This window comes from Klebsiella scottii (genome assembly GCF_036561945.1).
In the GTDB taxonomy this organism is placed as follows: Bacteria; Pseudomonadota; Gammaproteobacteria; order Enterobacterales; family Enterobacteriaceae; genus Klebsiella; species Klebsiella scottii.
On the sequence record NZ_JARXNI010000020.1, the window covers coordinates 2,514,562 to 2,540,035 of the forward strand.

A 25,474-nucleotide genomic window follows, 5' to 3' on the forward strand; every position below is an offset into this window, starting at 1 on the left:
CCGGCCTGCGCGGTAAATGCCTGAGGCGGGCGAGAGAAAACCATCGCCCGCTACGCGCAGCGCCACCGGAGGCATCTTACAGCGGCAGGGTAAAGCGGAAGCTGGCCCCTGCCGCGGCGTCCTGCAGGCGAATATCGCCGCCGTGCAGCTGCAGCATGCGGCGCACGATCATCAGCCCCAATCCCCCCGTCGATTCCCGGCGCTGGCCAGGCTCAAGCACCGAAGGACGTTCAAACAGGGTTGCCCGCAGCTCGCTGGCGACGCCAGGGCCGCTGTCCGCCACCTCGACGACAATCTGCGACGCCTGCTGGCGCGCCGTCAGGCGAATCAGCCCTCCTTCCGGCGTGTGGCGAATGGCGTTATCGAGTAAATTCGTCAGCACCCGCTCGATCATCGATAAATCGGCCACCACCGGCGGCAATCCCTCGGCCAGCGACAGCTGTAAACCGATACCGCGGGTAGCAATGGCTAAATCGAATTTCTGCGCGACGTCCTGAACCAGCTCAGCGAAGATGAACTTCTCCGGCTGCGGTTTGATGCCGCCATGTTCGAGCCGGGCCAGCTCAAACAGCTGCTGCGACAAATGGCGAACCTTATTGCCCTGGCGCAGCGCGATATTCAGATACTGCTGGCGATCCTCGGCATTAAGCCGGTCGGCCTTCAGCGTCAGCGTCTCCAGATAGCCAAGCAGCGAGGTCAGCGGAGTGCGCAGATCGTGGGAAATATTGGCGATAAACTCGCGCCGCTGGCGGTCGCTATCGGCCAGACGATCCCACTGATCGGCAATCTGCCGGGCCAACTCAATAAAGCGATTATGCAGGATCGCCACCTCATTCCCGGGATGCGGGTCGGGCGTCTGCGCCGCCAGCGCTTTGATCGCCACCATGCTGTCCGGACCGGGTATCGCCACCTGGGCGGTGAGCTGACGCACCGGCCTCGTGACCCAGTACCACGCCAGCCCTCCCGCCAGCAGGCCAAACAGCGCCACCAGCAGCAGCGTCCACAGCAGCAGGCTCCACAGCGTCTGCTGCCAGGCGGTTGCCGCCAGTTCGTTAAAGGTTTCTCCCTGCAGAATGATATAGAGATAGCCGCGCAGCTGGCCCTCGAGGCGCAGCGGCGCAACGCTAAAGACTTTCTGCTGTTCGAGGCTGCGGGGATCGTCGCCGTAAACCGGCCACGTGCCGCCAGAGAGGAACGCCTGCACCGGCGCCAGATCGATGCGCTGGCGTTTGATATGGCCCGGCGGCGCGGCATCGGCTAACAGCTCGCCGTCAGGAGAAACCAGATAGAGCTCAACGCTGGGATTAAAAATCATCAGCCGGTCGAACAGCGGCTTCAGCGCCTGGCGATCGACCTGCCCCTGCGCATCCAGCAGCGGCTCGCGGGCGACAATCTGCTGCGCCAGCCCGGCAGAAAGACGCTGCACCATCGCGTTACCGTACTGCGCGCTGATATAGAGCTGAACGAGGCACACCGCCGCCGCGCACAGCAGCAGCAGCGAGGTGAAGACCAGCGCCAGGCGCTGGCTCAGGCTGAGACGGCGCATCATTGCCCCACCTCTTTGCGCTCCACGGCAAACTTATAGCCCTTTCCCCACACGGTGAGGATAATTTCAGGCTCCGTCGGCTCGTGCTCGATTTTGCTGCGCAGGCGGTTGATATGGGTATTGACCGTATGTTCGTAGCCTTCGTGCTGGTAGCCCCAGACGCTGTCGAGCAGGGCCAGGCGCGAAAAAACCTCTCCCGGATGACGGGCGAAGTAGTACAGCAGATCGAACTCGCGCGGGGTCAAATCGACCAGTTCGCCGCGCAGTCTGACCTCGCGCGACAGCGGATCGATATTGAGGCCGTGGCAGGCGATGCGCCCGGCATCCATCAGCAGATTTAGCCCCATCGCCTCCTGGCGGCGGAACACCGCTTTGACGCGCGCAATAAGTTCCAGAACGGAGAAGGGTTTAGCCAGATAATCATCCGCCCCCATCTCCAGCCCCTGCACGCGCTGGATTTCGCTGGATCGGGCGCTGATGATGATCACCGGCAGATAGCGGGTCATCTGACGGATGCGCCGGCAGATCTCCAGGCCGTCAACGTTCGGCAGCATCAGGTCGAGGATCACCGCATCCCAGGGGCTTTTTTCCAGCAGCGCCAGGGCCTGCGCGCCGTCCGCCACGTGGACAATCTGATACCCCTCGTCCTGCAAATTCAGGCGCAGCAGGGCGGCAATATCATCGTCATCTTCAACTAACAGGATTTTCTTCGCCACCGGTGTCGCTCCGCTAATATCATGCTCTTATTAACGAAGCTTACCCGATTTTGGCCAGCAGAAGAGTTCACATTTTGTTTAAACTTCGCGTACCAGCAGCGTCAGCACTTCATAGTGCGCGGTGTGGGGGAACATGTCGAACAGCTGCACCCGCTCGGTTCGATAGCCCGCCAGCTGGGCGATATCTTTGGCCATCGTGCGGGCGTTGCAGCTGGAGTAGATAATATAGGGCGGAGCCATGCGGCTTAAGTAGTCGCACAGCTCGCTGCCAATCCCGCGGCGCGGCGGGTTCACCAGCACCAGCTGCGGAATTTCGCCCTCGCCGGTGGCAAAGCGGGTGGAGTCCAGCGCCTGGAAGTGGATGTTGCTGAGGCCCAGCCCGGCGGCGGACTGCCGCGCGCAGGCAATGGCCTCCGGCGCAATCTCGATGCCGGTCAGCCGCATCTGCGGAGTGGCGCAGTGCAGGCCAAAACCGCCGACGCCGCAGAACAGGTCCCACATGTGATCCACCGGCAGCTGGCGCACCCAGTCCCGGGCGGTGGCGTACAGCCGGCTGGCTACCTCAGGATTCGTTTGAAAGAAGCTTTGCGGGCGGATCCACAGCGGTACGTCGTTAAAGCTCTCCGCCAGCGCCTGCTGCGGGGTGAGGAAAATCTCCTGCTCCCCTTCCATAATCGCCATGTGCACCGGCTGAATATTGGCGGTAATCACCTTCAGCTGCGGCAGCTGCGCCTGCAGCCACGGCAGCGCGGCGCGCAGCTGGGCGAGCTTCGTCTCAGAGCGCAGCACAAAGCGCAGCATCATGCCGCCGTCGAGCCGGCTTTCGGTGAGCAGCAGATACTTCAGCTCCCCGCGTCGGCGGGCCACCTGATAAGGGGTGAGGCCGGCGCGGGCGATAAACGGCTTCAGCAGCGCGAAGACCGGCGCAAAGCTTGCCGGGTACAGCGGACAATCGGTCAGGTCTTCAGGGTTGCCATCGCGGTGCAGCATGCCGAGCAGCGGACGCTCAACGCTGCCGCTGACCACCATTTTGGCCTTATTGCGAAAGCCGGCTTCCGGACCGGAGACCGGTTCGCACCACGTCGTCACCGGGCGTTCTGCCAGCAGCGACCGCAGATCGGCCATTTTATCGGCGAGCTGTTGTTCCAGCGGCAGTTCCAGCCACTGACAGGAGCGACAGCGGCCCGCGTCATAGAGTGCGCAGTGCATAAAAAGACCTTCAAAAAATCAGGGGCGGGGATTGTATCACCGTTATTGCAGTCGGAAAAACCGTCGGCACGATGCCGGGACAAACAGCAGCATCAGCACCAGCAGGTCGGGCAGCTTCTGCATCACCAGCGAACGGAAAATTTCCCGCTTCGATTCACCGGCAATGCTAAACAGTTCCGGGTAGCCGTAGCCCAGCGAGGCGGCCCACAGATAGCCGCTGACGATAATTTGCGTCAGCAGATAGATCCAGCGCGCCCGGTTACGCCCTTTCACCAATGAAAACGCGCACCAGATTTCAACAAATACCAGCAGCAGGCTTGAGAAGAAGACCAGCGTCAGGGGCCACGTCTGCACGCTGCGATGGATAAACTCACCGACCCCCCGCACGCCAAGCTGATTGAGGATCATCAGCAGGTCGAGGGCGCGGATTAAAATAATGGCGAACGCCGCCACCTGCACCAGCGCAGGGACGTTCAGGCGAGCATGAGAGGAACGAGTTTTTGTAAACAATCCCAACGGTTAAGTCTTCCATGAAAACGGCGTCGCGCAATCGCGACGCCGGCACCAGGTCTTGCTATCGATTTTAGGGGCTTCAGCCGCGTCTTGCACGCTGGATATCGCGTACTCGCTGCTTTTCTGCGCGGGCCATCAAATACCAGGCGATAAAACCAACAATCCCGACCACGCCGAGGATAAGCGTCGCCAGGGCGTTGATTTCCGGATTGACGCCCATGCGCACGCTGGAGAAGACCAGCATCGGCAGCGTGGTGGCGCCAGGGCCGGAAACAAAGCTGGCAATCACCAGATCGTCCAGCGACAGGGTGAACGCCAGCAGCCAGCCGGAAATCACCGCCGGCATGATCATCGGCAGCGTGATGATGAAAAACACCTTCAGCGGCGCGGCGCCCAGATCCATCGCCGCCTCCTCGATGGAGTGATCCAGCTCGCGCAGCCGCGACGAAATCACCACCGCGACGTAGGCGGTACAGAAGGTCACGTGCGCCAGCCAGATGGTCAGCATACCGCGATCCGACGGCCAGCCAATCGCGTGTCCCAGCGCGACGAAAAGCAGCAGCAGCGACAGGCCGGTAATGACATCCGGCATCACCAGCGGCGCGGTGATCATAAACGCAAAGCCGTTCGATCCGCGAAAGCGGCCGAAGCGCACCAGCACCACCGCGGCGATAGTCCCGAGGATCGCCGCCGCCGTTGCCGCGCAGGTGGCGATAGTCAGGCTAAGACCCACGGCGCTCATCATCGCATCGTCGTGGAACAGCACGCTATACCAGCGCGTTGACCAGCCGGCCCACACGGTCACCAGCTTCGAGCTGTTGAACGAGTAGATCACCAGCATCAGCATCGGCGCATACAGGAAGGTAAACCCAATCACGAGGATCAAAATTCGCCACGGCGAACGTACTACCGGCAAATCACTCATCCGTGTTCCCCTATCTGTTTTTGCTGATGCTTGTGGAACCACATAATCGGTACGATCAGCAGCAGCAGCATCACAATGGCCACCGCCGAAGCCACCGGCCAGTCGCGGTTGTTAAAGAACTCCTGCCACAGCACGCGGCCGATCATGATGCTGTCCGGGCCGCCGAGCAGTTCCGGAATAACAAACTCGCCCACGGCCGGAATAAAGACCAGCATCGAACCGGCGATAATCCCGCCTTTGGTCAACGGCACGATCACCTGGAAGAACGTTTTCAACGGGCGGGCGCCCAGATCCAGCGACGCTTCCACCAGCGAGTAGTCGATCCGCGTCAGCGCGGTATAAATGGGCAGCACCATAAACGGCAGGTAGGCGTAAACAATGCCGATATAGACCGCCAGGTTGGTGTGCAGAATCTCCAGCGGCTGGTCGATGACCCCCAGCCACAGCAGAAAGTTATTCAGCACGCCGTTACTTTTCAGCAGCCCCATCCACGCATATACGCGGATTAAGAACGAGGTCCACGACGGCAGGATCACCAGCAGCAGCAGGATATTGCGCGTTGACGGCTTGCTGTGCGCCACCGCCCACGCCAGCGGATAGCCCAGCAGCAGGCAGCAGAACGTTGAGATCCCGGCCACCTGCAGCGACTGCAGATAGGCCTCAAAGTAGAGCGGATCGTCGGTTAGCTGCAGGAAGTTCGCCAGATTAAGGGTGACCGTCAGCTGACCGTCGGCCCACTCCAGCAGGTCGGTATAGGGCGGTATAGCCCGCGCCATCTCTGCGAGGCTTATTTTAAAGACGATCAGGAACGGCAGCAGAAACAGCAGCGTCATCCACAGATACGGCAGCGCAATCACCAGCTTGCGGCCGTGGGCCATTTGCAGGCGCGTCAGCCACGGCGTCACGCCGCCCGGCTTTTTCGCCCCTGCCGGTGGTTCTAATATACTCATCGCCCTCTCCTTACACCGTCAGAACGACGCAGCTGTCCGCGTCCCAGCATAAACGGACTTCATCACCCCAGGTTGGCGAGCCTTTGCGATGACGATGTTCATTCTGCAGCTGAGCGCTGAGCATCTGCCCGCTTTGCAGGCGCACGTGGTAGATAGACAGATCGCCGAGGTAGGCAATGTGGATCACCTCACCGACGGCAAAGTTATAGCCATCCGCCGGCGGCTCGTCGCAGAGCATGATTTTCTCCGGACGCAGGGCGACCCAGACCGGCACGTTATCGACGATGGAAGCATCAGGGTCGACCTTGAGCGGATGCACCAGCCCCGGCGAGTTGAGCACCAGACCATCTTCCAGCCGCTCCTGCACCAGCCCTTCGAAGACGTTGACCGAGCCGATAAACTCCGCGCTGTAGCGGGTCGTCGGGTGCTCGTAGATCTCCTCCGGTTCGCCGATTTGCACGAACTTACCGCGATTCATAATCGCAATACGCCCGGCCATAGTCATCGCCTCTTCCTGATCGTGGGTCACCATCACGCAGGTCGCCCCCACGCGTTCGAGGATGTCCACCACCTCCAGCTGCATCCGGTCGCGCAGCTTTTTATCCAGCGCGCCCATCGGCTCGTCGAGCAGCAGCAGCTTCGGCCGTTTTGCCAGGCTACGGGCCAGAGCCACGCGCTGGCGCTGGCCGCCGGACAGCTGGTGCGGCTTGCGTTTCGCAAACTCCTGCATATGCACCAGCGCCAGCATCTCCTGCACCCGGCTGGTGATTTCGGCCTTCGGCAGCTTGTCCTGCTTCAGGCCAAAGGCGATGTTCTGCTCCACCGTCATATGGGGGAACAGCGCGTAGGACTGAAACATCATGTTGATCGGCCGCTGGTACGGCGGGACGCGCGACAGGTCGACGCCATCCAGCACAATCTGCCCGGCGGTAGGCTGCTCGAAGCCAGCCAGCATGCGCAGCAGCGTTGATTTCCCGCAGCCGGATGCGCCCAGCAGAGCGAAGATTTCGCCTTTATAAATAGTGAGATTGACGTCATCGACGGCGTGCTGCCCATCGAACGATTTGGTCAGGTTACGGATTTCCAGCAGCGGGGTCAGCGCCTTAGGGGTTTTCATTTGTGGGCGGGAAATTAGGTCATTCACTTAAGCGCTCTCCGGCAAAAACTCACCACCGTATGGCCCGGTTGCCATACATCATTCTTTTCGTGCAGTCGCACCATCCTGGTGCGTTTTTTTAGCCGGGCATACTGCAATACTCCGGCTACTCGTCACCTGGTCAGGCCCGGCGAACCGGGCCATCAGATTTTATTTCCCGCTTTTTACCTTGGTCCACGCGCGGGTGCGCACGCGGTCGATTTTCGGCTCCTGAACCTTCAGGGTGAACAGCTTGGCGAACACGTCGGCCGGCGGATAAATCGCCGGATTACTGCGGATGGCTTCGCTGACCAGCGGCGTTGAGGCCTTGTTGCCGTTGGCGTAGTACACCTGATCGCTAATCTTAGCGATGACTTCAGGGCGCATCAGATAGTTAAGGAACTGATAAGCCTCATCTTTATTCTTAGCATCTGCCGGCATCGCAAAGACATCGAAGAACGCCATCGCCCCCTCTTTCGGAATAAAGTAGGAGACGTTCACGCCATTTTTCGCCTCTTTTGCCCGGTTTGCGGCCTGCCATACGTCGCCCGCCCAGCCGATCGCGACGCAGATATCGCCGTTGGCCAGGTCGTTGATGTACTGCGAGGAGTGGAAGTAGCGGATGTTCGGCCGCAGCTTGAGCAGCAGGTCGGTCGCCGGACCGGTATAGTCATCGGCCTTCATGCTGTTCGGATCTTTGCCGAGGTAGTTGAGCACGGTTGCAAAAATCTCTTCCGGCGCATCGAGGAAGGAGACGCCGCAGCTTTTCAGTTTTTCGAGGTTTTCCGGCTTCAGCACCAGATCCCAGCTATCCAGCGGCGCGTCTTTACCCAGGATGGCTTTCACTTTATCGACGTTATAGCCAATACCGGTGGTAGCCCACAGATACGGCATCGCATATTTGTTATCCGGGTCGTGCTTCGCCACCAGCTTTAAGACTTCCGGATCGAGGTTTTTCCAGTTAGGCAGCTTGCTTTTATCCAGCGGCTGGAACACGCCCGCCGCCAGCTGGCGCTCAAGGAAGCTGGCTGACGGTACCACCAGGTCAAAACCGGTGCTGCCCGCCATCAGTTTGCCTTCCAGCACTTCGTTGGAATCAAAAACGTCGTACACCACTTTAATGCCGGTCTCTTTTTCAAAATCGGCCACCGTGTCCGGGGCAATATAGTCAGACCAGTTGTAAACGTGCAGGGTTTTCTGTTCAGCGGCGAGCGAACCGGCAGAGACGGCCATCAGCGCGCCAGTCACCAAACCTGTTAACCATTTTTTACCAAAGGCGGTCATATCTCTTATTCCTTCTCAATGCCCGTTAACAACGGACTTAATATACGCAATTATCCGCATGCAAAAATCATGCATATTTTTTCATTGTCTAAGAAAAGGAGAGAGGACCTCTCCCGGAATGGTTGCCCGCAACTGGAAGCAGCGTCAGAATAACTGTAGCCAGAATAAGAGGCTATAGCCCAGGTAAAATAACGCCTTTTATCAATTTTTTATGCAATATGGGTCTATGTGATAAGCCGAAAGCGGCAGAATGGCGGTGAAAAATTCTTTAACGGCGGGTTAAAAGCAGAATAAAAGCGTGTAATACGCAGCCGCTCTGGCAGTGGCTGCGCTATTCATCGACGGGGCTAGTGAAGAAAATGGTGCTGAACCTCCTGCACCGCGAGATCCTCTTCCTCATCGGCTTTATACAGCAGCTGATTGGCCGCGGCTTCGAGGATAATCATAGAGATCTGCTCTTCGCCCAGGCGGAAGAACCAGCCGAACTGATCGACGGTAATGCCGACGCCAACGGGCAGCGCCTGACAAACCACCAGCTTGGGCAGATTATCGTCCTGGATATCGAGGAAGGCTTTGGCGGTCAGCGAGCTGGCGTTAATCGCCGAGAGATCCGCCGCGAGCGGCAGCAGCGCCGACGGCTTCACCTCCGCCAGCGCGGAAAAGAGCACCACGTTATCCACCAGATCGAGCTTGGCGTCAAAAATGCCGTCGAAGTTCTGCATGTGCGGCAGGTGCAATGCCTGGCAGGAATCACACTCAAAAAAGCTGATGCCTAATTCGTCGAGCCAGTGACGTAACGTATCAAGACCCGGAACGACCAGTGAATCCATATGACCTGTAACCTCTTGCTGTGGAAAAACGACGTCATAGCTTACGCAAAAAACGCGGCGCATACCATGAAAGTGTCATCAATGCGCGCTATCCGCCCATTTTCAGACAGAATTCCGGCGTCGCCTGCCGCTCAATCCAGGCCACCATATGCCCGGCGATATCAACGCCGGTAGTCGTTTCGATGCCCTCAAGACCCGGCGAGGCGTTAACTTCCATCACCAGCGGCCCGCGGTCGGCGCGCAGGATATCGACCCCGGCAACGTCCAGACCGAGCGTTTTCGCCGCCTTAATGGCGATCGCTCTCTCCTGCTCGCTAATCGTCGCCACCGTTGCAACGCCGCCGCGGTGCAGGTTGGAGCGGAAATCGCCCTCTTTCGCCCGCCGCTCAATCGCCGCCACGACCTCATCCCCCACCACCAGACAGCGAATATCCCGCCCTTTCGCCTCGGCGATATACTCCTGCACCAGAATATGGGCGTTCAGCACGCGGAAGGCGTCAATCACGCTCTCCGCCGCCTGACGGGTCTCTGCCAGCACCACGCCGATTCCCTGCGTGCCTTCGACCAGCTTGACCACCAGCGGCGCGCCGCCGACCATAGCGATCAGGTCGCTGGTGTCATCCGGGGAGTGGGCAATACCGGTCAGCGGCAGGTCGATCCCCTGACGCGCCAGCAGCTGCAGCGAACGCAGCTTGTCGCGCGCGCGGGTAATGGCGACAGATTCATTCAGCGGATAGCTGCCCAGCAGCTCGAACTGACGCAGCGCGGCGGTGCCGTAATAGGTAATTGCCGAGCCGATGCGCGGGATCACGGCATCGAAATGCGGCAGCTGGCGGCCTTTATAGTGAATCGATGAGGCCACCGGGCTGACGTTCATATAGCAGGAGAGCGGATCGAGGATTTCGACCTGGTGGCCGCATTTATGCGCGGCTTCACTCAGGCGACGACATGAGTACAGCGTCCCGTCCCGGGATAATATGGCAATTTTCACCCTGCACCTCGGCAAAAAGACCCGTTCAGGCGGGCCGTTGATAGCTGACAAGTCGCAACATTAGCGCTGGCCTGGCGGAACACCCGGATGCCAGACCGGGTGCAGTTTACACGCAATCAGCGCGTTGCCCATCCCTGCTTATGCAGATAGTCGAGAATAAACGGCCGGCTTTCTTTGATGATGGTGCGGCGGATATGGTCGCTCCAGGTATCCCGGCGCGCGTTGCTGCCGCGCGACCGGTAGTACTGCGCCATCTGCTCGTCATACTGTGCCAGCACGTCGTCATCGACCGGCTGATAGCCGTTTTCATGGACCAGCATCGCCGCTGGCATGCGCGGCTTGACGTCAGGATTATCGGCCGGCCAGCCGAGGCACAGCCCAAACAGCGGCAGGACGTGCTGCGGCAGCTGCAGCAGCTCGGTCACCGCCTCAATGCTGTTGCGGATGCCGCCGATATAGACGCCGCCAAGGCCCAGCGACTCCGCGGCCACCAGCGCGTTCTGCGCCAGCATCGCGGTATCGACGGCGCCGAGCAGGAGCTGCTCCGCCAGGCCCAGCTGGGCATCCGGGCAAATTTGCAGCAGACGGTTAAAGTCGGCGCAGAATAGCCAAAACTCCGCCGCCTGCGCGACGTGCTGCTGGCCGCCGCTCATCGCCGCCAGCTGCTCGCGCAGGCACGGGTCGGTAATACGAATAATCGAAGTACATTGTAAAAAGCTGGAGCTGGAAGCTCCCTGCGCGCTGGCAATAATCGCCGCGCGCTGTTCGTCGCTAATGGGTTCGTCGGTAAAGTGGCGAATGGAGCGGTGGCTACGCAGCAGCTCAATGGTCGGCGTCATCTCGTTTTTCTCTGTCTGACAATGAAGAAGGTGTTTTTTTGCTTTCGGTTAGCTGGGGCGCAACGATCTTCGCCATCCGCCACACCAGCGCTATCGCGGCCGGGATCATCAGCAGCACGCCGACAAAAATCATGATCAGCGCCGCGGTTGGGCTGGCAAAAGGCGCCGGCAGATGCAGGTACTGATTAAGCGAGAGCCAGGCCAGCGTCAGCAGCACGATGCCGACGATCTCTACCAGCAGAACGCTTTTGGGTAACGCAGCGGGCGATCGCATAACTCTCCTCCGGTCCGTGGGTTTCGCGCGGCGAAGCAAAAAATCGTTGCACAACAGAGTCAGTATAACGGTTCAAAAGCAAAGTCATTTATCAAACATAGCCTTAAACCATCAAAGCAAAAGGCAGAACCTTCTTTTACTCACCGGCAGAACGCGGCATCATAGGCCCCATTCGCCATCCGGCTGAGATTTAAGGAGAGAAATAATGTTTACCGTAATTTTTGGTCGTCCAGGTTGCCCATATTGCGTACGTGCCAAAGAGCTGGCAGAAAAACTGACCAACGAGCGCGACGATTTTAACTATCGCTACGTTGATATTCACGCTGAGGGCATCAGCAAAAGCGATCTGGAAAAGACCGTAGGTAAACCGGTTGAGACCGTGCCGCAGATTTTCGTCGATCAGAAGCATATCGGCGGCTGCACCGACTTTGAAGCCTGGGCCAAAGAGAACCTCGGCCTGTTTGCCTGAGCCGGTTCATTGCTCTGATGAGTTGCTGCGTCTGGTATCGAGCCAGACGCAGATAAACAAAGAGCACAGCGCGCCGAGCGCACACCAGAATACCGCGCTAAACAGCCACGCCAGCTCCTGCCAGAACGTCCGCTGAGTAACGAAAAAAATCCGCATTATCGCCAGGCAAACCGGCGCCGCCAGAATTGCGCCGACCAGCGGCTGTAGCACGCGCCGTCCCGGAGAGAGACAGCTCGCCAGCGCGCCGGGCAGCAAAAAAAGCAGCAGCCCGAGCTCAGGGTTACCGCCAGCCCGAAAGGCGCCTTTCATATGTAATAACAGCAATAAACAGACCACGATAAACAGAAAGAACCCGCAGGCGACACCCGCCCAAGCACGCTCAGCTTTCACAACATCCTCCTGATTCTGCCTCTAACCCACTTCCAATTAGCCCAGTCAGATAAAGCATTCTGGCAATCCATGCCAATAAAGGCTCCCGATGGCGTAAATACGATTGTGACTAGCCGCAGCATCCAGGAAGGATTAAACTGTCGACTATATTTTTGCCGGTTATAACGGGATGCCAGAATAGGGTTCGGGACAACGCGAACACTGAAGCAACCTTAGACCAAATAACCATTTCCTTCAACAACTTACTAGTAAATGAGAAGTTGGTTTTCGTGAATATAAACGTCGCAGATTTGTTAAACGGGAATTACATCCTGTTATTATTCGTTGTCCTTGCACTCGGTCTCTGTCTCGGGAAACTGCGCCTCGGGTCAGTACAACTTGGTAATTCCATTGGCGTTTTAGTAGTTTCCTTATTATTAGGCCAGCAGCATTTCAGTATTAACACTGATGCGCTGAATCTGGGCTTTATGTTGTTTATTTTTTGCGTCGGCGTCGAAGCCGGCCCCAACTTTTTTTCTATTTTTTTCCGCGACGGGAAAAACTATTTGATGCTCGCCCTGGTGATGGTTGGCAGCGCGATGCTGCTGGCCTTAGGGCTGGGTAAACTCTTCGGCTGGGATATCGGCCTGACCGCCGGGATGCTCGCCGGCGCAATGACCTCAACGCCGGTGCTGGTCGGCGCGGGCGATACGCTGCGCCACTTTGGTCTACCGGCCGACCAGCTGGCGCTTTCGCTCGACCATCTGAGCCTCGGCTATGCCCTGACCTATCTGGTTGGCCTGGTCAGCCTGATCGTCGGCGCGCGCTATATGCCCAAGCTGCAGCATCAGGATCTGCAAACCAGCGCCCAGCAGATTGCCCGTGAGCGCGGGCTGGATACTGACTCTAAGCGTAAGGTCTATCTGCCGGTGATCCGCGCCTACCGCGTTGGCCCGGAGCTGGTGGCCTGGGCGGACGGCAAAAATCTGCGCGAGCTGGGGATCTACCGCCAGACCGGCTGCTATATCGAACGTATTCGGCGTAACGGTATTCTGGCTAACCCGGACGGCGATGCGGTACTGCAAAAAGGGGATGATATCGCGCTGGTAGGCTACCCGGATGCCCACGCCCGCCTTGACCCTAGCTTCCGTAACGGCAAGGAGGTCTTCGACCGCGACCTGCTGGATATGCGCATCGTCACCGAAGAGATTGTGGTCAAAAACCACAATGCGGTGGGCCGCCGTCTCGCCCAGCTGAAGCTGACCGATCACGGCTGTTTCTTAAACCGCGTGATCCGCAGCCAGATTGAAATGCCTATCGACGATAACGTGGTGCTCAACAAAGGCGACGTTCTGCAGGTCAGCGGCGACGCGCGCCGGGTAAAAACCGTGGCGGACCGCATCGGCTTTATCTCCATCCACAGCCAGGTCACCGACCTGCTCGCCTTCTGCGCCTTTTTCATCGTCGGCCTGATGATCGGCATGATCACCTTCCAGTTCAGCTCGTTCAGCTTCGGCATCGGCAACGCCGCAGGGCTGCTGTTTGCCGGGATCATGCTCGGTTTCCTGCGGGCCAACCACCCGACTTTCGGCTATATCCCGCAGGGGGCGCTGAATATGGTGAAAGAGTTCGGCCTGATGGTCTTTATGGCCGGGGTCGGCCTGAGCGCCGGCGCCGGGATTGGCCACGGCCTCGGCGCCGTCGGCGGACAGATGCTGGCGGCGGGCCTGATCGTCAGCCTGGTGCCGGTAGTGATCTGCTTCCTGTTCGGCGCCTACGTCCTGCGCATGAACCGCGCAATGCTGTTTGGCGCGATGATGGGGGCCAGAACCTGCGCGCCGGCGATGGAGATTATCAGCGACACCGCGCGCAGCAACATTCCGGCGCTGGGATATGCGGGGACCTATGCGATAGCCAACGTGCTGCTGACCCTCGCCGGGACGCTGATTGTCATCATCTGGCCGGGGCTTCAGTAAATTTTTGCGAAAAAAATGCGCATTGGCAGAACTTTTCTCACGGGCATCAGTCATAAGTAGTGCCACTGCTTTTCTTTGATGTCCCCATTTTGTGGAGCCCATCAACCCCGCCACTTAGGTTCAAGGTTGATGGGTTTTTTGTTGCCTGAAATTCCCCATCCTGAATCACTCCGCCCTCAATCGTCCGTTTACAGCGCCGACGGCGGTTTGCATCATGACGTTTATTACCCATAGTTTTGCGCTAACGGGACAGAAGCTGTCTTATCTAAAGACAGATCTTCGGCGGCGCTACGCTTCCCCGGCCAGGCGGCCGACCATCAGGCGAATGGCCTCTTTTGAGAGCGGCGCGCTGTCGGTAACGAAATGCAGCGTCATGCCTTCAATAAACGCATCCAGCCCGCGGGCGGTTTGCGGTTCAAACCACTGCTCCAGCGTCTGCTGGCTGCGCTGCATCCAGCTTTGCATCACCGCCTTTAGCGCCGGCTGGCTGCTGCAGAAGGCATACAGCTGATACATCAGCTCCATGTTCCGCGCGGTGGTCACCTGGGCGCTAAAAATCAGATCGGCGATGGCGTCACAGGCCTCATCGCGATTGCTCACTCCGGCGAAAAACTGCTGATACTGAGCGGACATCTCGGCGGTAAAAATGCAAAACGCCTCCTCAATCAGCGCATCTATACCGCTGAAATAGTAGGTCAGCGAACCCAGCGGGACTTCGGCGCAGCAGGCAATCTTACGATGCGTGACCGCATGAATACCGTGGGCGGCAATCGTGTCCAGGGTCGCGTTCAAAATGCGCTCCCGACGCTGGGGATCGTTCGGTCGACGGGCCATATTCATCTCTTTTCATTGCGCCCCATTCACAGGTCATGATGGGAATAACGATAGCCAACAATTCGCTAACCTGAAGGCTATCCGGTGTATGTACAAATGTACACAAACTTGCTAGTGTTGTCTGCATCTTCTCATTCACTGGCGTTTACGGATGACAGCGCAAAACTCCCGCAGAGCCCTCCAGCTTCGGCTATGGGCGCTATTTATGTTCTTCTTTATCCCCGGATTACTAATGGCCTCGTGGGCCACGCGCACGCCGGCAATCCGCGATCTGCTGGCGCTATCGACGGCGGAAATGGGCATCGTCCTGTTTGGCCTGTCGATTGGCTCGATGAGCGGCATTCTCTGCTCGGCGTGGCTGGTTAAACGTTTCGGCACCCGCAAGGTTATTCGTACCACCATGTCCTGCGCGGTGGTGGGCATGGCGGTGCTGAGCGTGGCGCTGTGGTTCACTTCGGCGACCCTGTTTGCCATCGGGCTGGCGATTTTCGGCGCCAGCTTCGGTTCGGCAGAAGTGGCGATTAACGTTGAAGGCGCCGCCGTCGAACGCGAAATGAATAAAACCGTGCTGCCGATGATGCACGGCTTCTACAGCTTCGGCACCCTGATCGGCGCCGGTATAGGTATGGCGGTCACCGGCTTTGGCCTGCCCGCCGCGCCGCACATTCTGCTGGCCGCGCTGGTGGCCATCGCGCCAATTGCGATAGCCATTCGCGCCATCCCTGATGGCACCGGGAAAAATGCCGCCGAGGCCGCTCAGCAGGGGGAAAAAGGCCTGCCGGTCTGGCGCGACGTTCAGCTGCTGCTGATTGGCGTCGTGGTGCTGGCAATGGCGTTCGCCGAAGGCTCCGCCAACGACTGGCTGCCTCTGCTGATGGTGGATGGTCACGGCTTTAGCCCAACCTCAGGCTCCTTAATTTACGCCGGATTCACCCTCGGGATGACCGTTGGCCGCTTTACCGGCGGCTGGTTCATTGACCGCTACAGCCGGGTGACGGTGGTTCGCGCCAGCGCGGTAATGGGCGCGCTGGGCATTGGTCTGATTATTTTTGTTGATAATCCGTGGGTCGCCGGGATCTCCGTGCTGCTCTGGGGGCTCGGCGCGTCGCTCGGTTTCCCGCTGACCATTTCGGCCGCCAGCGACACCGGGCCGGATGCGCCGAAGCGCGTCAGCGTGGTGGCGATAACCGGCTACCTCGCCTTCCTCGTCGGGCCGCCGCTGCTGGGCTTCCTCGGCGAACATTTCGGCCTGCGCAGCGCCATGATGGTGGTGCTGGGGCTGGTCATGGTGGCGGCTCTGGTCGCTCGGGCGGTGGCCAGGCCGCAGCCTGAACCTGTAATGGAGAACAGTTAATGAGCATCAAACTAATTGCGGTAGATATGGACGGTACCTTTTTAAGCGATGCCAAAACCTATAATCGCCAGCGTTTTCTCAGCCAGTATCGGCGGATGCGCGAGCAGGATATCCGCTTTGTCGTCGCCAGCGGCAACCAGTACTACCAGCTGATTTCGTTTTTCCCCGAAGTGGCCAATGAGATTGCCTTCGTCGCCGAAAACGGCGGCTGGGTGGTCAACGCCGGAGATGACGTATTTAACTGCCAGATGCCGAAAGATCACTTTCACGCGGTCATCGACTTTCTGCAGACGCTGCCGGAAATTGAAATTATCGCCTGCGGCAAGCGCAGCGCCTATACGCTCAATCGATACAACGATGAGCTAAAAGCGGTCGCGGCGAAGTATTATCATCGCCTTGAACTGGTGGATGACTTCAATAACCTCGACGATGCGATCCTGAAATTTGGCCTTAACGTGCCCGATAATCTGATCCCCGAGATGCAGCCAAAGCTGCATGCGGCGCTAGGCGGGATGGTCAACGCCGTCGCCACCGGCTACGGCAGCATCGACCTGATTATGCCTGGCGTGCACAAGGCCAACGGCCTGCGCATCCTGCAGGAACGCTGGGGGATTGAAAATCATCAGGTCGTCGCCTTTGGCGACAGCGGGAATGATATTGAAATGCTGCAACACGCCGGATTCGGTTATGCCATGGCCAACGCCGCCGCGCCGGTAAAAGCCGTCGCCGGTTACAACGCGCCGCATAACAATGAGGAAGGGGTGCTGCATATTATCGATAAGGTGCTGAATCGCGAAGCGCCGTTCGCCTGACGCTTTCCCGGGTGAGACGCCGCACCCGGGATTACCAGCATGATTTACTGCGGATCGTTGCCGCTACCGACGCTTTTATCGTGCAGAAAATAGATAATCATCGCCAGCCACAGCACGCCGCTTAGCAGGTTAAACAGGCTGAACATCCCGCTGCCCCCCAGCTCATAAGCGTGTTTGCTGACTTCAATCCCGACGGTGAAGATCAGCATTTGCAGCATCCCCATCGCCGCCGACACCGTCCCTTTGCTCATGTCGCTGGCAAACAGCGTCAGGCGAACCAGGCCGGCGTTAGCCAGGCCAATTCCGAAGGCATAGACGCTCAGGCCGGCGGTCATCCACAGATAGGCGTGGGTCGATACCACCGTCGCCACCGCGGAGAGCAGCAGACCAAGCATAATCGGCCAGCCGCCGAGGATAATCAGCGAGCGTACCGTGCGTCGGGAGGTCAGCCGCGCCAGCACCAGATTACCGGCAATCAGCGCGCCAAACACCGGCACCTGCAGCAGACCGTACTCATAGCTGGTCGCCTGCTCACCGCTGATAATAATGACCGGCGACTGGGCAATCCACGCCAGCAGCGGCAGGCTAACAAAACCGGTAGCCTGCGCCCCGGCGACAAAGCGCAGATTTTTCAGCACCAGGCCATAATCACGGCCCAGCTCTTTCATCGACAGCTTCTCGCCCATGCGGGTGGCGGTCTCCGGCATCGCCCGCTGCAGCCCGAAGAAGGCGACGGCCGCCAGCACGGCAAACAGCACGAACATCATTTCCCACGGCAGGATGTGGACCCAGGCCGCGCCGACCAGCGGCCCGAGCAGCGGCGCAATCAGCGCGACGTTAGCCATCAGGGCGGTGATTTTGATACACATCGCCTCATCGAATGACTCCTGAATCGCCGCGTAGCCAACCGCCCCGATAAAGCACAGGCTGATGCCCTGCAAAAAACGCAGCAGCGTGAACTGTTCGATGGATTGGGCCAGCAGCGTCGCCAGGCAGGTGACGATAAACCACACCACCCCGGTCAGCATCACCGGGCGGCGACCAATACGGTCCGACAGCGGGCCAAGCAGCCACTGTAAAAACATCCCGCCCGCAAGGTAGGCGGTCATGGAAGTCGGAACCCACTCATTACCGACCTGAAACTCGGCGACCACCGAGAGCATGCCCGGTTGGATCATATCGTTGGCGATATAAGTGGAGAATTCGTATAAAACCAGGCACAGCGGAAAAAGCAGCGCCTGCCGTCCGAGGCGTTTGCCTGAAAGCGAATAATTCTGCATGAAAGCTCTTATTTAGAAAAAATCGCGCAAAGTTTAATGAAAGTCTTGCCGGGGAGATAGTGAATTGTGAGTGACAATTAAAAATAGCACAACGTTTCCCCCGCCCGGCGCCATTTTTATTATCCCTGTCTATATTTCGTTTATATTTCAATTAGGTTACAGGCCTTATACTCATTCCAGCCGGCGCGCAAACGAAGACGCCAGCCGAAAACGCATCATAACAAGCTGATAATTAAGACAATACTGCTTTATTTCATCGCCACCGTCTCTTAAGGTGGGCGGCTTATTGTTATCGGACCCTAAGAGCCTGAAAGTATGCTGGAAAATATCAACTACGCGCTGTTCGCATCGATCAACGCCACCCCCGCCTCACCGTCGTGGGCTATTGCGCTGGCCACCCTGCTCGCCAAAGATTTGATTTTGATTGTTCCTTTACTGACGGCCGCGCTGTGGCTGTGGCGACCGAACCAGCGCCAGCTGGTATTTAAGGTGCTGCTGGCCCTGGCAATAAGCCTGACGCTGTCGTGGATCTTCGGCCTTCTCTTCCCGCATCAGCGCCCCTTCGCCGCCGACGTCGGCTATCAGTTCCTGCACCACTCGCCGAATAACTCGTTCCCAAGCAACCACGGCACCATCAGCTTTACCTTCGCGCTGGCCTTCTTATTCTGGCATCGCCTGGGCGCCGGGATCGCGCTGATGGCCGCAGCGATGGCTATCGCCTGGTCTCGGGTCTATCTCGGCGTTCACTGGCCGCTGGACATGCTCGGCGGCCTGCTGACCGCCATGTGCGGCTGCCTGGCCGCGCAGCTGCTGTGGCACAGCGGCGGTCGTCCGCTCTATCAATACCTGCAGCGGCTGTACCGCCTCTGTTTCTCCCTGCCGATCCGCAAAGGCTGGGTCCGCGAATAGCCCGCGCCGCCTGGCCCCTCACCCGGCGCGCACTTCAGACGCGTGACTAACCTCCTTCAGGCAGGTAAAATTGCCCACTGACGCCCTGCCAATGCAGGGCGATTTCAGCTTAGAGGGATTATGGAAACACGTCGTGATGAACGCATCAGCCAGCTTATTCAGGCCCTCAAGCGCAGCGATAAGCTTCATCTAAAAGAAGCCGCAGCGCTGCTGGGCGTTTCTGAAATGACCATCCGTCGCGACCTGAACGGCCATAATGGGCCCGTTGTCCTGCTGGGCGGCTACATCGTCCTGGAGCCGCGCAGCGCCACGCACTACCTGCTTAGCGACCAGAAAACTCGCCTCGTGGATGAAAAACGCCGCGCCGCCCGCCACGCTGCCGGCCTGCTTGAAGCCCACCAGATGGCCTTTTTTGACTGCGGGACCACCACGCCGTGGATCATCGACGCGATTGATAACGCCCTGCCGTTTACCGGCGTCTGCTATTCGCTGAATACCTTTCTTGCGCTGCAGGAAAAGCCCCACTGTCGGGCCATCCTCTGCGGCGGCGAGTTTCACGCCAGCAACGCGATTTTTAAACCGCTGAGCCTGCAGGATACCCTGAGCCATCTGTGCCCGGACATCGCCTTCTACTCGGCGGCGGGAATTGACTGCGAGCAGGGGGCGACCTGCTACAACCTTGAGGAACTGCCGGTTAAGCACTGGGCGATGAGCAGCGCGCGCTACCACGTGCTGGTGGTGGATCACAGTAAATTCGGTAAGGTCAGGCCGGCGAGAATGGGCGATTTATCGCGTTTTGACGTGATTGCCAGCGACGTCTGTCCGGATGACGATCTGCTGGCGCTGGCGAAGGAAAAACAGATTTCACTGCTGTACTGATCGCGCCCCGCAGGGCGCGACCGGCAGATTATGAGAACCAGCCGCCGAACCAGCCGTGCAGTTTCATCAGCACGAAGTCCATCATTCGGCTAAAGAAGCCGCCTTCGTTTACCGCTTCCATCACGATAAGCGGACGCTGCTCAATGGTTTTATCATTGAGTTTAAAGTCGATGGTCCCCACCACCTGCCCTTTGGTCAGCGGTGCCGTCAGCTGCGTATCCTTCAGGGCGTAGCTGGCTTTCAGGTTCTTCATCTGACCGCGCGGAATGGTAATCGAGCCGGCTTCACCTGCGCCTAGCTTCGCTTCGCTGCTATCGCCAAACCACACGCGCTGGGTGATAAAGGTGGCGTCCGGCTTAATGGGCGTCACGGTTTCATAGAAGCGGAAGCCCCAGGTCAGCAGCTTTTCTGACTCGTTAAAGCGAATACGGTCGGTTTTGGTGCCCAGCACTACGGCAATCAGGCGCATGTCGCCCTGCGTTGCCGAGGAGACCAGGTTATAGCCCGCTCCGGTTGTGGTCCCCGTTTTCACGCCATCGGCGTTGAGGTTGGAGCTCCACAGCAGGCGGTTACGGTTAGGCTGACGGATCTTATTGAAGGTAAACTCTTTTTCTTTATGGATAGCGTACTCTTCAGGGACGTCGTGGATCATCGCTTTGGTCAGCAGCGCCATATCGCGGGCGGTACTGAACTGACCCGGCGCATCAAGGCCGTGCACGGTCATAAAGGTGGTATTCGCCAGGCCCATTTTCTGCGCATAGCCGTTCATCAGGCTAACAAACGCATCCTGGCTTCCTGCGACATAGTCGGCAATCGCAATGCTGGCATCGTTGCCGGACTGAATGATGACGCCCTTATTGAGATCCTCAACCGACACCTGCATACCCGGTTTGAGGAACATCACCGATGAGCCGCGCAGCGCCGGGTTGCCGGTTGCCCAGGCATCGCGACCCACGGTCACCATATCGGTAGATTTAATCTTGCCCGCTTTCAGCGCCTGCCCAACGACATAGCTGGTCATAATTTTGGTCAGACTTGCCGGATCGAGTTTTTCATCGGCATTGCCTTCGCTGAGCACCTTGCCGCTGGCGTAGTCCATCAGGACCCAGGCTCGCGCATCAATCGACGGGGCGTCGGGGAGTTGTTCTGCAGCCTGAACCGCAGGCGCAACGAGAACGAGAAGAGCGCAGCCTGCCGCGAGGCCGCGAAGGGAAAAAGCATCATGCGTCATAAGAGCCACCCAAGTATCCTTTCCAAACAAAATATGCCGCAGCACTCTATCGGCGCAGCAGCAGCCGGTGAGTAAAGCGTACAAATGACCTTAAAGAAACAGCGAGTTGGTAAAGTTTTTAAAGTTTACTCAATAACCTCGCGTCTTGCTGAAAACAGAGCAATTTTTTTGATCGCGATTGCCTATATATTAACTTTATTCCAACATGATGACTCACCTTGCTGCAACGACGGCTCAATAACTGACGGGAACCGATATGATTACGCTATGGGGTAGAAACAATTCGACTAACGTGAAAAAAGTACGCTGGGTGCTGGAAGAGCTGGACCTTCCCTATCAGCAGATTATGGCGGGGCTGGAGTTTGGTGTGAATCACGACGCGGAGTATCTGGCGATGAACCCGAACGGTCTGGTGCCGCTGCTGAAAGACGATGGCCTCGTGCTGTGGGAGTCGAACGCCATTATTCGCTATCTGGCGGCGCAGTACGGGCAAAACCGCCTGTGGGTTGACGATCCGGTCCAGCGGGCGCAGGGCGACAAATGGATGGACTGGGCCAACGGCTCGCTCTCTCCCGCCCACCGCCCGGTATTGATGGGGCTGGTGAGAACGCCGGAGGAAAAACGCGACCCTGCGGCGATTGCCGCCGGTATCGCCGCCTGTGAAGCGCTCTTCGCCATCCTCGACGCCGAGCTGGCGGTATTCCCGTGGCTGTCCGGCGAGTCGTTTGGCCTCGGCGATATTGCCGTTGCGCCGTTCGTCTACAACCTGATGACCATCGTAACGACCTGGCAACCGCGCCCGAACCTGCTGCGCTGGTATCAGCAGATTAACGAACGCCCGGCCTGGCGCAGCGTCGTGGCGATCCCGGTCACCTGAGGCTAACTCTGCGGGCTGACCTTCAGCAGTTCGCCGTTGGATTCGTCGGTCAGGACGTACAGATAGCCATCGGGTCCGACGCGAACATCGCGGATACGCTGGCCGCGATCGCGCAGAATTCGCGCCTCTTCGCTGACGCTATTGCCCTTTACGTCGAGGACAATCAGCGACTGGTCCTTCAGCGCGCCGATAAACAGCTTGTGCCGCCACTGGGGGAAGGTTGCGGAATCGTAGAAGGCCATGCCGCTCACCGCGGGCGACGTTTTCCAGACAAACAGCGGCGCTTCGGTTCCGTCCACCGCCGCTCCCTGAGCTTCCGGGATAGGCAGACCGCTGTAATTTATGCCGTGCGTCGCCAGCGGCCAGCCGTAGTTCTTACCTCTCTGCGGGATGTTAAGCTCATCCCCGCCGCGCGGGCCGTGTTCATTGAGCCACAGGGTATCGCTCCACGGATTGATCGCCATTCCCTGCGGGTTACGGATCCCGTAGGCCCAAATCTCCGGCCTTGCGTCGGCGCGGCCGACAAACGGATTATCCGCCGGAACCTCTCCCGCCTCGGTCAAACGCACCACCTTGCCCTGCAGCTTGTCCAGATCCTGGGCCGTCGCCCGCTGGTTATTCTCCCCTAAGCCAATAAACAGGTGCCCCTTACCGTCAAACGCCAGACGCCCGCCAAAGTGGTTGCCGGTGGAGAGCTTCGGCTGCTGGCGAAAGACCACCCGAAAATTCTCCAGCCGCCGACGATCCTCACTCAGGCGGCCGTATCCTGCCGCGGTTCCCGCTTTGCCATCGTCACCGGCTTCCGCGTAGCTCAGCCACACCTTCCGGGAGTGGATAAAGTCCGGCGCCAGCGCCACGTCCAGCAACCCGCCCTGCCCGCTGGCCCACACCTGAGGTACGCCGGAAATAGCCGGCGACAGCCCCTCCCCCTGGCGCCAGAGCTTCAGCTCGCCGCCGCGTAGGGTGATAAGTATCCCCTGCCGGTCGGGGAGAAACGCCAGCGCCCACGGATGTTCGAGCTTATTTTGCAAAACCTCAACGTGCACCTTCTGGGCGACGGCGGCGGCAGGTAACAGCAGAGCGGTAAGGGCTATCAGGGCGACGGTCTGGCGCATGGCACACTCCTTTTATCAGCAATGAAATAAGGGTAGCCAGCGAAGGGGATCGGCAGGGGGAGCTTTACATAACATTAAGCAGGGGGGCATGCCCCCCTGAATTCAGACGCGGGTTATTGGCGCTGATGCATTCAGTTTATGAATGTTTAGCGACAATCCTGCCAGGCAGCGTTCTAGCGTCTCTACGTTAACCGCAATATAAGACGGACAATCGTGATGCCCGCTCATCAGGCAAACCGCTGCGGAAGCAACGAATTCACCCGCAAGGCGAAGAGCTTCCCTTTCCTCCGGCGTAACAGCGTGCTGCAATCGCGGCGCGTGTTCACGCATTTCACAACAAAGCTCAAACAGGTTATCACGCAGATGCTCGTTCTCGCTGACTGACATATAGCCTTTAGCTTTGCGTAGCTGCAGATAAGCATCGAGATCAATGTTAGCATTAATCAGCTTATTCAAAAGGTTACGGTACAGTCTGTCAACGGTCATCATGGTTCCTCCTCTGTCGTCCATTACCATAATTATAATATGGTCGTTTTTTGCGCAAAGTCATGCGCGAGGTCAATAATTCCCGGTTAATTAACATCATTTACAATGTTGCGATAATGTTTAAATCTGTCGAAATGCGCCGCCTGCCGGGATGCCATCCGGCGAGCATTGACGCGCCGCTCAGCGGTTCGATAGCGCAACCGCGGCGATATAGCGCAAAACCTGGCGCACAAAGGGAGCAAACGGCCAATATAGAGGTAAGAGAAAAGCCGCTCCCCCGACGCAATATGAACAGACGCCGGCCGCGTCGGCGGAAAATAAGAAAAGATCCGTGGGCATAATAAACCGGATATCCGCGAAGCATCTGCGGATATCAGCAGGATATTAAGGCCGCGATCCCGGCCTGCCGGTAAATATTTTACATCCGCAGCTGCTAACAACTATATAAATAGTGATTTATTTTTATTTAACATTAGCCCATCATTCGGACAAGATGCTAAATGGATAGCAAACGGAAGAGAGAAAACTATTTTTACAGTATACATACCCGGCACAACGCAGCAGAATATAGGTCCCTATAAACCATACCAGGCGTTCTTATGAAAATAATGATGATAATAATTGTGCTGTCAGCACTCATTTTTATTTTCATAAACCCTCTGGATTCAGAGCCTGTTACGCATCATGATTATTATTTTGATACATCCCACGTTAGCATTAACGACCGGCATCAGGAGCCAGAGATAAATCCTCGCGCCTTCCCACGAAACCTGTAAAGACAGCCCGTAAATGGCGGAACCACTGCCGGTAGCGTAGGGAGAATAGCGCCCGTTAAATAGCCCATAAAATAACCTGAGATCGCCTGCAATGTAAAATCAGCCGGTGACCATTAACCTGTTTATCCACTGACCATGACAGAGAATATGAAACTTAAAAATAGTAAAAAAACACATACTGGCAGCATCGTATTTACATTATTTATCGTAATGAACGTTCTGATGCTGGCCGTCAGCATCTACGTGCTCTATTTTAGCTCTGCGGCCCCCTTTGCGGATCACAGAATTATCCGCGACGCGACCTTCTGGATTAGCGCATTCAAGCACATCCTCTTTCTTAGCGGCCTGTGGATTTTCTTCGATGTCATTTTTTCAGTTTACTTTTTCTTCAAAAGAAAATAACACGCCAATCTTCTACCTATTACGGAAAGCAGCATGATATTTATCCTCGTCTGGCTCATTGCTATGGGCACCAGTGAATTATTACTTTGGTCATACAGTTACCTCCATATTCTGTCACCGGTTATCTACGTCACCCTCTGCCTTATGTATTTGTATCAGCGTAAAAAAATCCGCCATTGCTCTGATTTAAGCATCAATGAGCAAAAGATCAGAGTGCTGCGGTTAGGGATTGTGTTCCTTATCGCCATGCTGATTATGCTGGCGCTCACCGTACATATTAATGTGCTGATTAGCCTGTACGGCAATCTTTAATCCCGACGTATAAAGGCAGTTCGGGCAGCGCCCAGGGCCGGTAAGTTCCCGAACTGTTGTATCGGTATTACCGGGCATGCCCGTCTTATCAGGCGATATTCTACGCTGGACAGGGATGACGCCAGATATCAACGTCCGGCGCTCACTTTCAGGATCAATATATGCTCCGCCCTTTGCTGAT

At 57.7% G+C, this 25,474-nt stretch carries 25 protein-coding genes and 1 pseudogene; 8 read left to right on the forward strand and 18 right to left on the reverse strand.

All coding sequences use genetic code 11. The annotated features are described in order from the left end of the window. Window positions 1–76: 76 nt before the first annotated feature. From QFI97_RS19500 to QFI97_RS19555, 12 genes and pseudogenes are all read right to left on the reverse strand, one after another. On the reverse strand, window positions 77–1,549 hold the full coding sequence (locus QFI97_RS19500) for a sensor histidine kinase (protein WP_331835694.1): 1,473 nt from the start codon (window positions 1,547–1,549) through the stop codon (window positions 77–79). Beyond that, a complete protein-coding gene (locus QFI97_RS19505; RefSeq protein ID WP_095095548.1) occupies window positions 1,546–2,262 on the reverse strand; it encodes a response regulator transcription factor in 717 nt (238 codons plus the stop codon). Before QFI97_RS19505 ends, QFI97_RS19500 begins: the two co-directional genes overlap by 4 nt. A 78-nt stretch (window positions 2,263–2,340) precedes the next feature. Continuing rightward, entirely contained in the window at window positions 2,341–3,471 is a 1,131-nt protein-coding gene (gene rlmC, locus QFI97_RS19510) for a 23S rRNA (uracil(747)-C(5))-methyltransferase RlmC (protein WP_346431823.1), read from the reverse strand. 42 nt (window positions 3,472–3,513) lie between these two features. Next, a pseudogene (locus QFI97_RS19515) lies at window positions 3,514–4,003 on the reverse strand (YbjO family protein). 60 nt (window positions 4,004–4,063) lie between these two features. Further along, window positions 4,064–4,909: a putrescine ABC transporter permease PotI gene (potI, locus tag QFI97_RS19520; RefSeq protein WP_095095539.1), complete on the reverse strand. Its 846-nt coding sequence runs from the start codon at window positions 4,907–4,909 to the stop codon at window positions 4,064–4,066. Next, window positions 4,906–5,859, reverse strand: a complete 954-nt coding sequence (gene potH, locus QFI97_RS19525) for a putrescine ABC transporter permease PotH (protein ID WP_331835696.1) — start codon at window positions 5,857–5,859, stop codon at window positions 4,906–4,908. Before potH ends, potI begins: the two co-directional genes overlap by 4 nt. A gap of 10 nt (window positions 5,860–5,869) precedes the next feature. Next, the gene (potG, locus tag QFI97_RS19530; protein ID WP_095095533.1) at window positions 5,870–7,003 is read right to left on the reverse strand and encodes a putrescine ABC transporter ATP-binding subunit PotG; all 1,134 of its coding nucleotides are present in this window, start codon (window positions 7,001–7,003) and stop codon (window positions 5,870–5,872) included. Window positions 7,004–7,165: 162 nt separating this feature from the next. Further along, entirely contained in the window at window positions 7,166–8,278 is a 1,113-nt protein-coding gene (gene potF / locus QFI97_RS19535; protein ID WP_095095530.1) for a spermidine/putrescine ABC transporter substrate-binding protein PotF, read from the reverse strand. Between the two features lie 347 nt (window positions 8,279–8,625). Beyond that, a complete protein-coding gene (locus QFI97_RS19540) occupies window positions 8,626–9,108 on the reverse strand; it encodes a type III secretion system chaperone family protein (RefSeq protein ID WP_095095526.1) in 483 nt (160 codons plus the stop codon). An 88-nt stretch (window positions 9,109–9,196) separates the two neighbouring features. Continuing rightward, entirely contained in the window at window positions 9,197–10,099 is a 903-nt protein-coding gene (gene rimK, locus QFI97_RS19545; protein ID WP_095095523.1) for a 30S ribosomal protein S6--L-glutamate ligase, read from the reverse strand. A 116-nt stretch (window positions 10,100–10,215) separates the two neighbouring features. Continuing rightward, window positions 10,216–10,938 carry a nitroreductase NfsA gene (gene nfsA, locus QFI97_RS19550; RefSeq protein ID WP_331835697.1) on the reverse strand — a complete coding sequence of 241 codons (723 nt, stop codon included), beginning with the start codon at window positions 10,936–10,938 and terminating at the stop codon, window positions 10,216–10,218. Further along, complete coding sequence (locus tag QFI97_RS19555) at window positions 10,922–11,212, reverse strand: YbjC family protein (RefSeq protein ID WP_095095517.1); 291 nt, start codon at window positions 11,210–11,212, stop codon at window positions 10,922–10,924. Before QFI97_RS19555 ends, nfsA begins: the two co-directional genes overlap by 17 nt. Window positions 11,213–11,417: 205 nt before the next feature. Here QFI97_RS19555 and QFI97_RS19560 point away from each other — a divergent pair, with 205 nt between their 5' ends. Beyond that, a complete protein-coding gene (locus tag QFI97_RS19560) occupies window positions 11,418–11,681 on the forward strand; it encodes a GrxA family glutaredoxin (protein WP_004859945.1) in 264 nt (87 codons plus the stop codon). A gap of 6 nt (window positions 11,682–11,687) precedes the next feature. Here the strand turns inward: QFI97_RS19560 and ybjM are convergent, their stop codons facing one another. Continuing rightward, window positions 11,688–12,071: an inner membrane protein YbjM gene (gene ybjM / locus QFI97_RS19565; protein WP_331835699.1), complete on the reverse strand. Its 384-nt coding sequence runs from the start codon at window positions 12,069–12,071 to the stop codon at window positions 11,688–11,690. Between the two features lie 269 nt (window positions 12,072–12,340). Between ybjM and QFI97_RS19570 the strand changes: the two genes are divergently transcribed. Then, window positions 12,341–14,026 (forward strand): aspartate:alanine antiporter, encoded by a 1,686-nt coding sequence (locus QFI97_RS19570; protein ID WP_095095512.1) that lies wholly within the window; start codon window positions 12,341–12,343, stop codon window positions 14,024–14,026. Window positions 14,027–14,314: 288 nt separating this feature from the next. Here the strand turns inward: QFI97_RS19570 and QFI97_RS19575 are convergent, their stop codons facing one another. Then, window positions 14,315–14,860, reverse strand: coding sequence for a TetR/AcrR family transcriptional regulator (locus QFI97_RS19575; RefSeq protein ID WP_095098008.1), 546 nt, complete (start codon window positions 14,858–14,860; stop codon window positions 14,315–14,317). Between the two features lie 151 nt (window positions 14,861–15,011). Here QFI97_RS19575 and QFI97_RS19580 point away from each other — a divergent pair, with 151 nt between their 5' ends. Continuing rightward, the gene (locus QFI97_RS19580; protein WP_095095484.1) at window positions 15,012–16,214 is read left to right on the forward strand and encodes an MFS transporter; all 1,203 of its coding nucleotides are present in this window, start codon (window positions 15,012–15,014) and stop codon (window positions 16,212–16,214) included. After that, window positions 16,214–17,026, forward strand: a complete 813-nt coding sequence (locus QFI97_RS19585; protein ID WP_095095482.1) for a Cof-type HAD-IIB family hydrolase — start codon at window positions 16,214–16,216, stop codon at window positions 17,024–17,026. Before QFI97_RS19580 ends, QFI97_RS19585 begins: the two co-directional genes overlap by 1 nt. A gap of 44 nt (window positions 17,027–17,070) precedes the next feature. On the opposite strand, the gene QFI97_RS19590 is transcribed toward QFI97_RS19585, so the two are convergent. Beyond that, window positions 17,071–18,306, reverse strand: a complete 1,236-nt coding sequence (locus tag QFI97_RS19590; RefSeq protein WP_346431824.1) for an MFS transporter — start codon at window positions 18,304–18,306, stop codon at window positions 17,071–17,073. A 315-nt stretch (window positions 18,307–18,621) separates the two neighbouring features. Between QFI97_RS19590 and ybjG the strand changes: the two genes are divergently transcribed. After that, entirely contained in the window at window positions 18,622–19,215 is a 594-nt protein-coding gene (gene ybjG, locus QFI97_RS19595) for an undecaprenyl-diphosphate phosphatase (protein ID WP_095095477.1), read from the forward strand. 120 nt (window positions 19,216–19,335) lie between these two features. Then, window positions 19,336–20,094, forward strand: a complete 759-nt coding sequence (deoR, locus tag QFI97_RS19600; RefSeq protein ID WP_095095474.1) for a DNA-binding transcriptional repressor DeoR — start codon at window positions 19,336–19,338, stop codon at window positions 20,092–20,094. 28 nt (window positions 20,095–20,122) lie between these two features. On the opposite strand, the gene dacC is transcribed toward deoR, so the two are convergent. After that, on the reverse strand, window positions 20,123–21,325 hold the full coding sequence (gene dacC / locus QFI97_RS19605; protein ID WP_095095471.1) for a serine-type D-Ala-D-Ala carboxypeptidase: 1,203 nt from the start codon (window positions 21,323–21,325) through the stop codon (window positions 20,123–20,125). A 256-nt stretch (window positions 21,326–21,581) separates the two neighbouring features. On the opposite strand from dacC, the gene QFI97_RS19610 reads away from it, so the two are divergent. After that, on the forward strand, window positions 21,582–22,202 hold the full coding sequence (locus tag QFI97_RS19610) for a glutathione S-transferase family protein (protein WP_346431825.1): 621 nt from the start codon (window positions 21,582–21,584) through the stop codon (window positions 22,200–22,202). 2 nt (window positions 22,203–22,204) lie between these two features. Here the strand turns inward: QFI97_RS19610 and QFI97_RS19615 are convergent, their stop codons facing one another. Beyond that, entirely contained in the window at window positions 22,205–23,317 is a 1,113-nt protein-coding gene (locus QFI97_RS19615) for a PQQ-dependent sugar dehydrogenase (protein ID WP_346431826.1), read from the reverse strand. A gap of 102 nt (window positions 23,318–23,419) precedes the next feature. Then, window positions 23,420–23,803, reverse strand: a complete 384-nt coding sequence (gene bssR / locus QFI97_RS19620) for a biofilm formation regulator BssR (RefSeq protein ID WP_095098005.1) — start codon at window positions 23,801–23,803, stop codon at window positions 23,420–23,422. 1,211 nt (window positions 23,804–25,014) lie between these two features. Between bssR and QFI97_RS19625 the strand changes: the two genes are divergently transcribed. After that, window positions 25,015–25,293 carry a hypothetical protein gene (locus tag QFI97_RS19625; protein WP_346431827.1) on the forward strand — a complete coding sequence of 93 codons (279 nt, stop codon included), beginning with the start codon at window positions 25,015–25,017 and terminating at the stop codon, window positions 25,291–25,293. The last annotated feature ends 181 nt before the right edge of the window (window positions 25,294–25,474 follow it).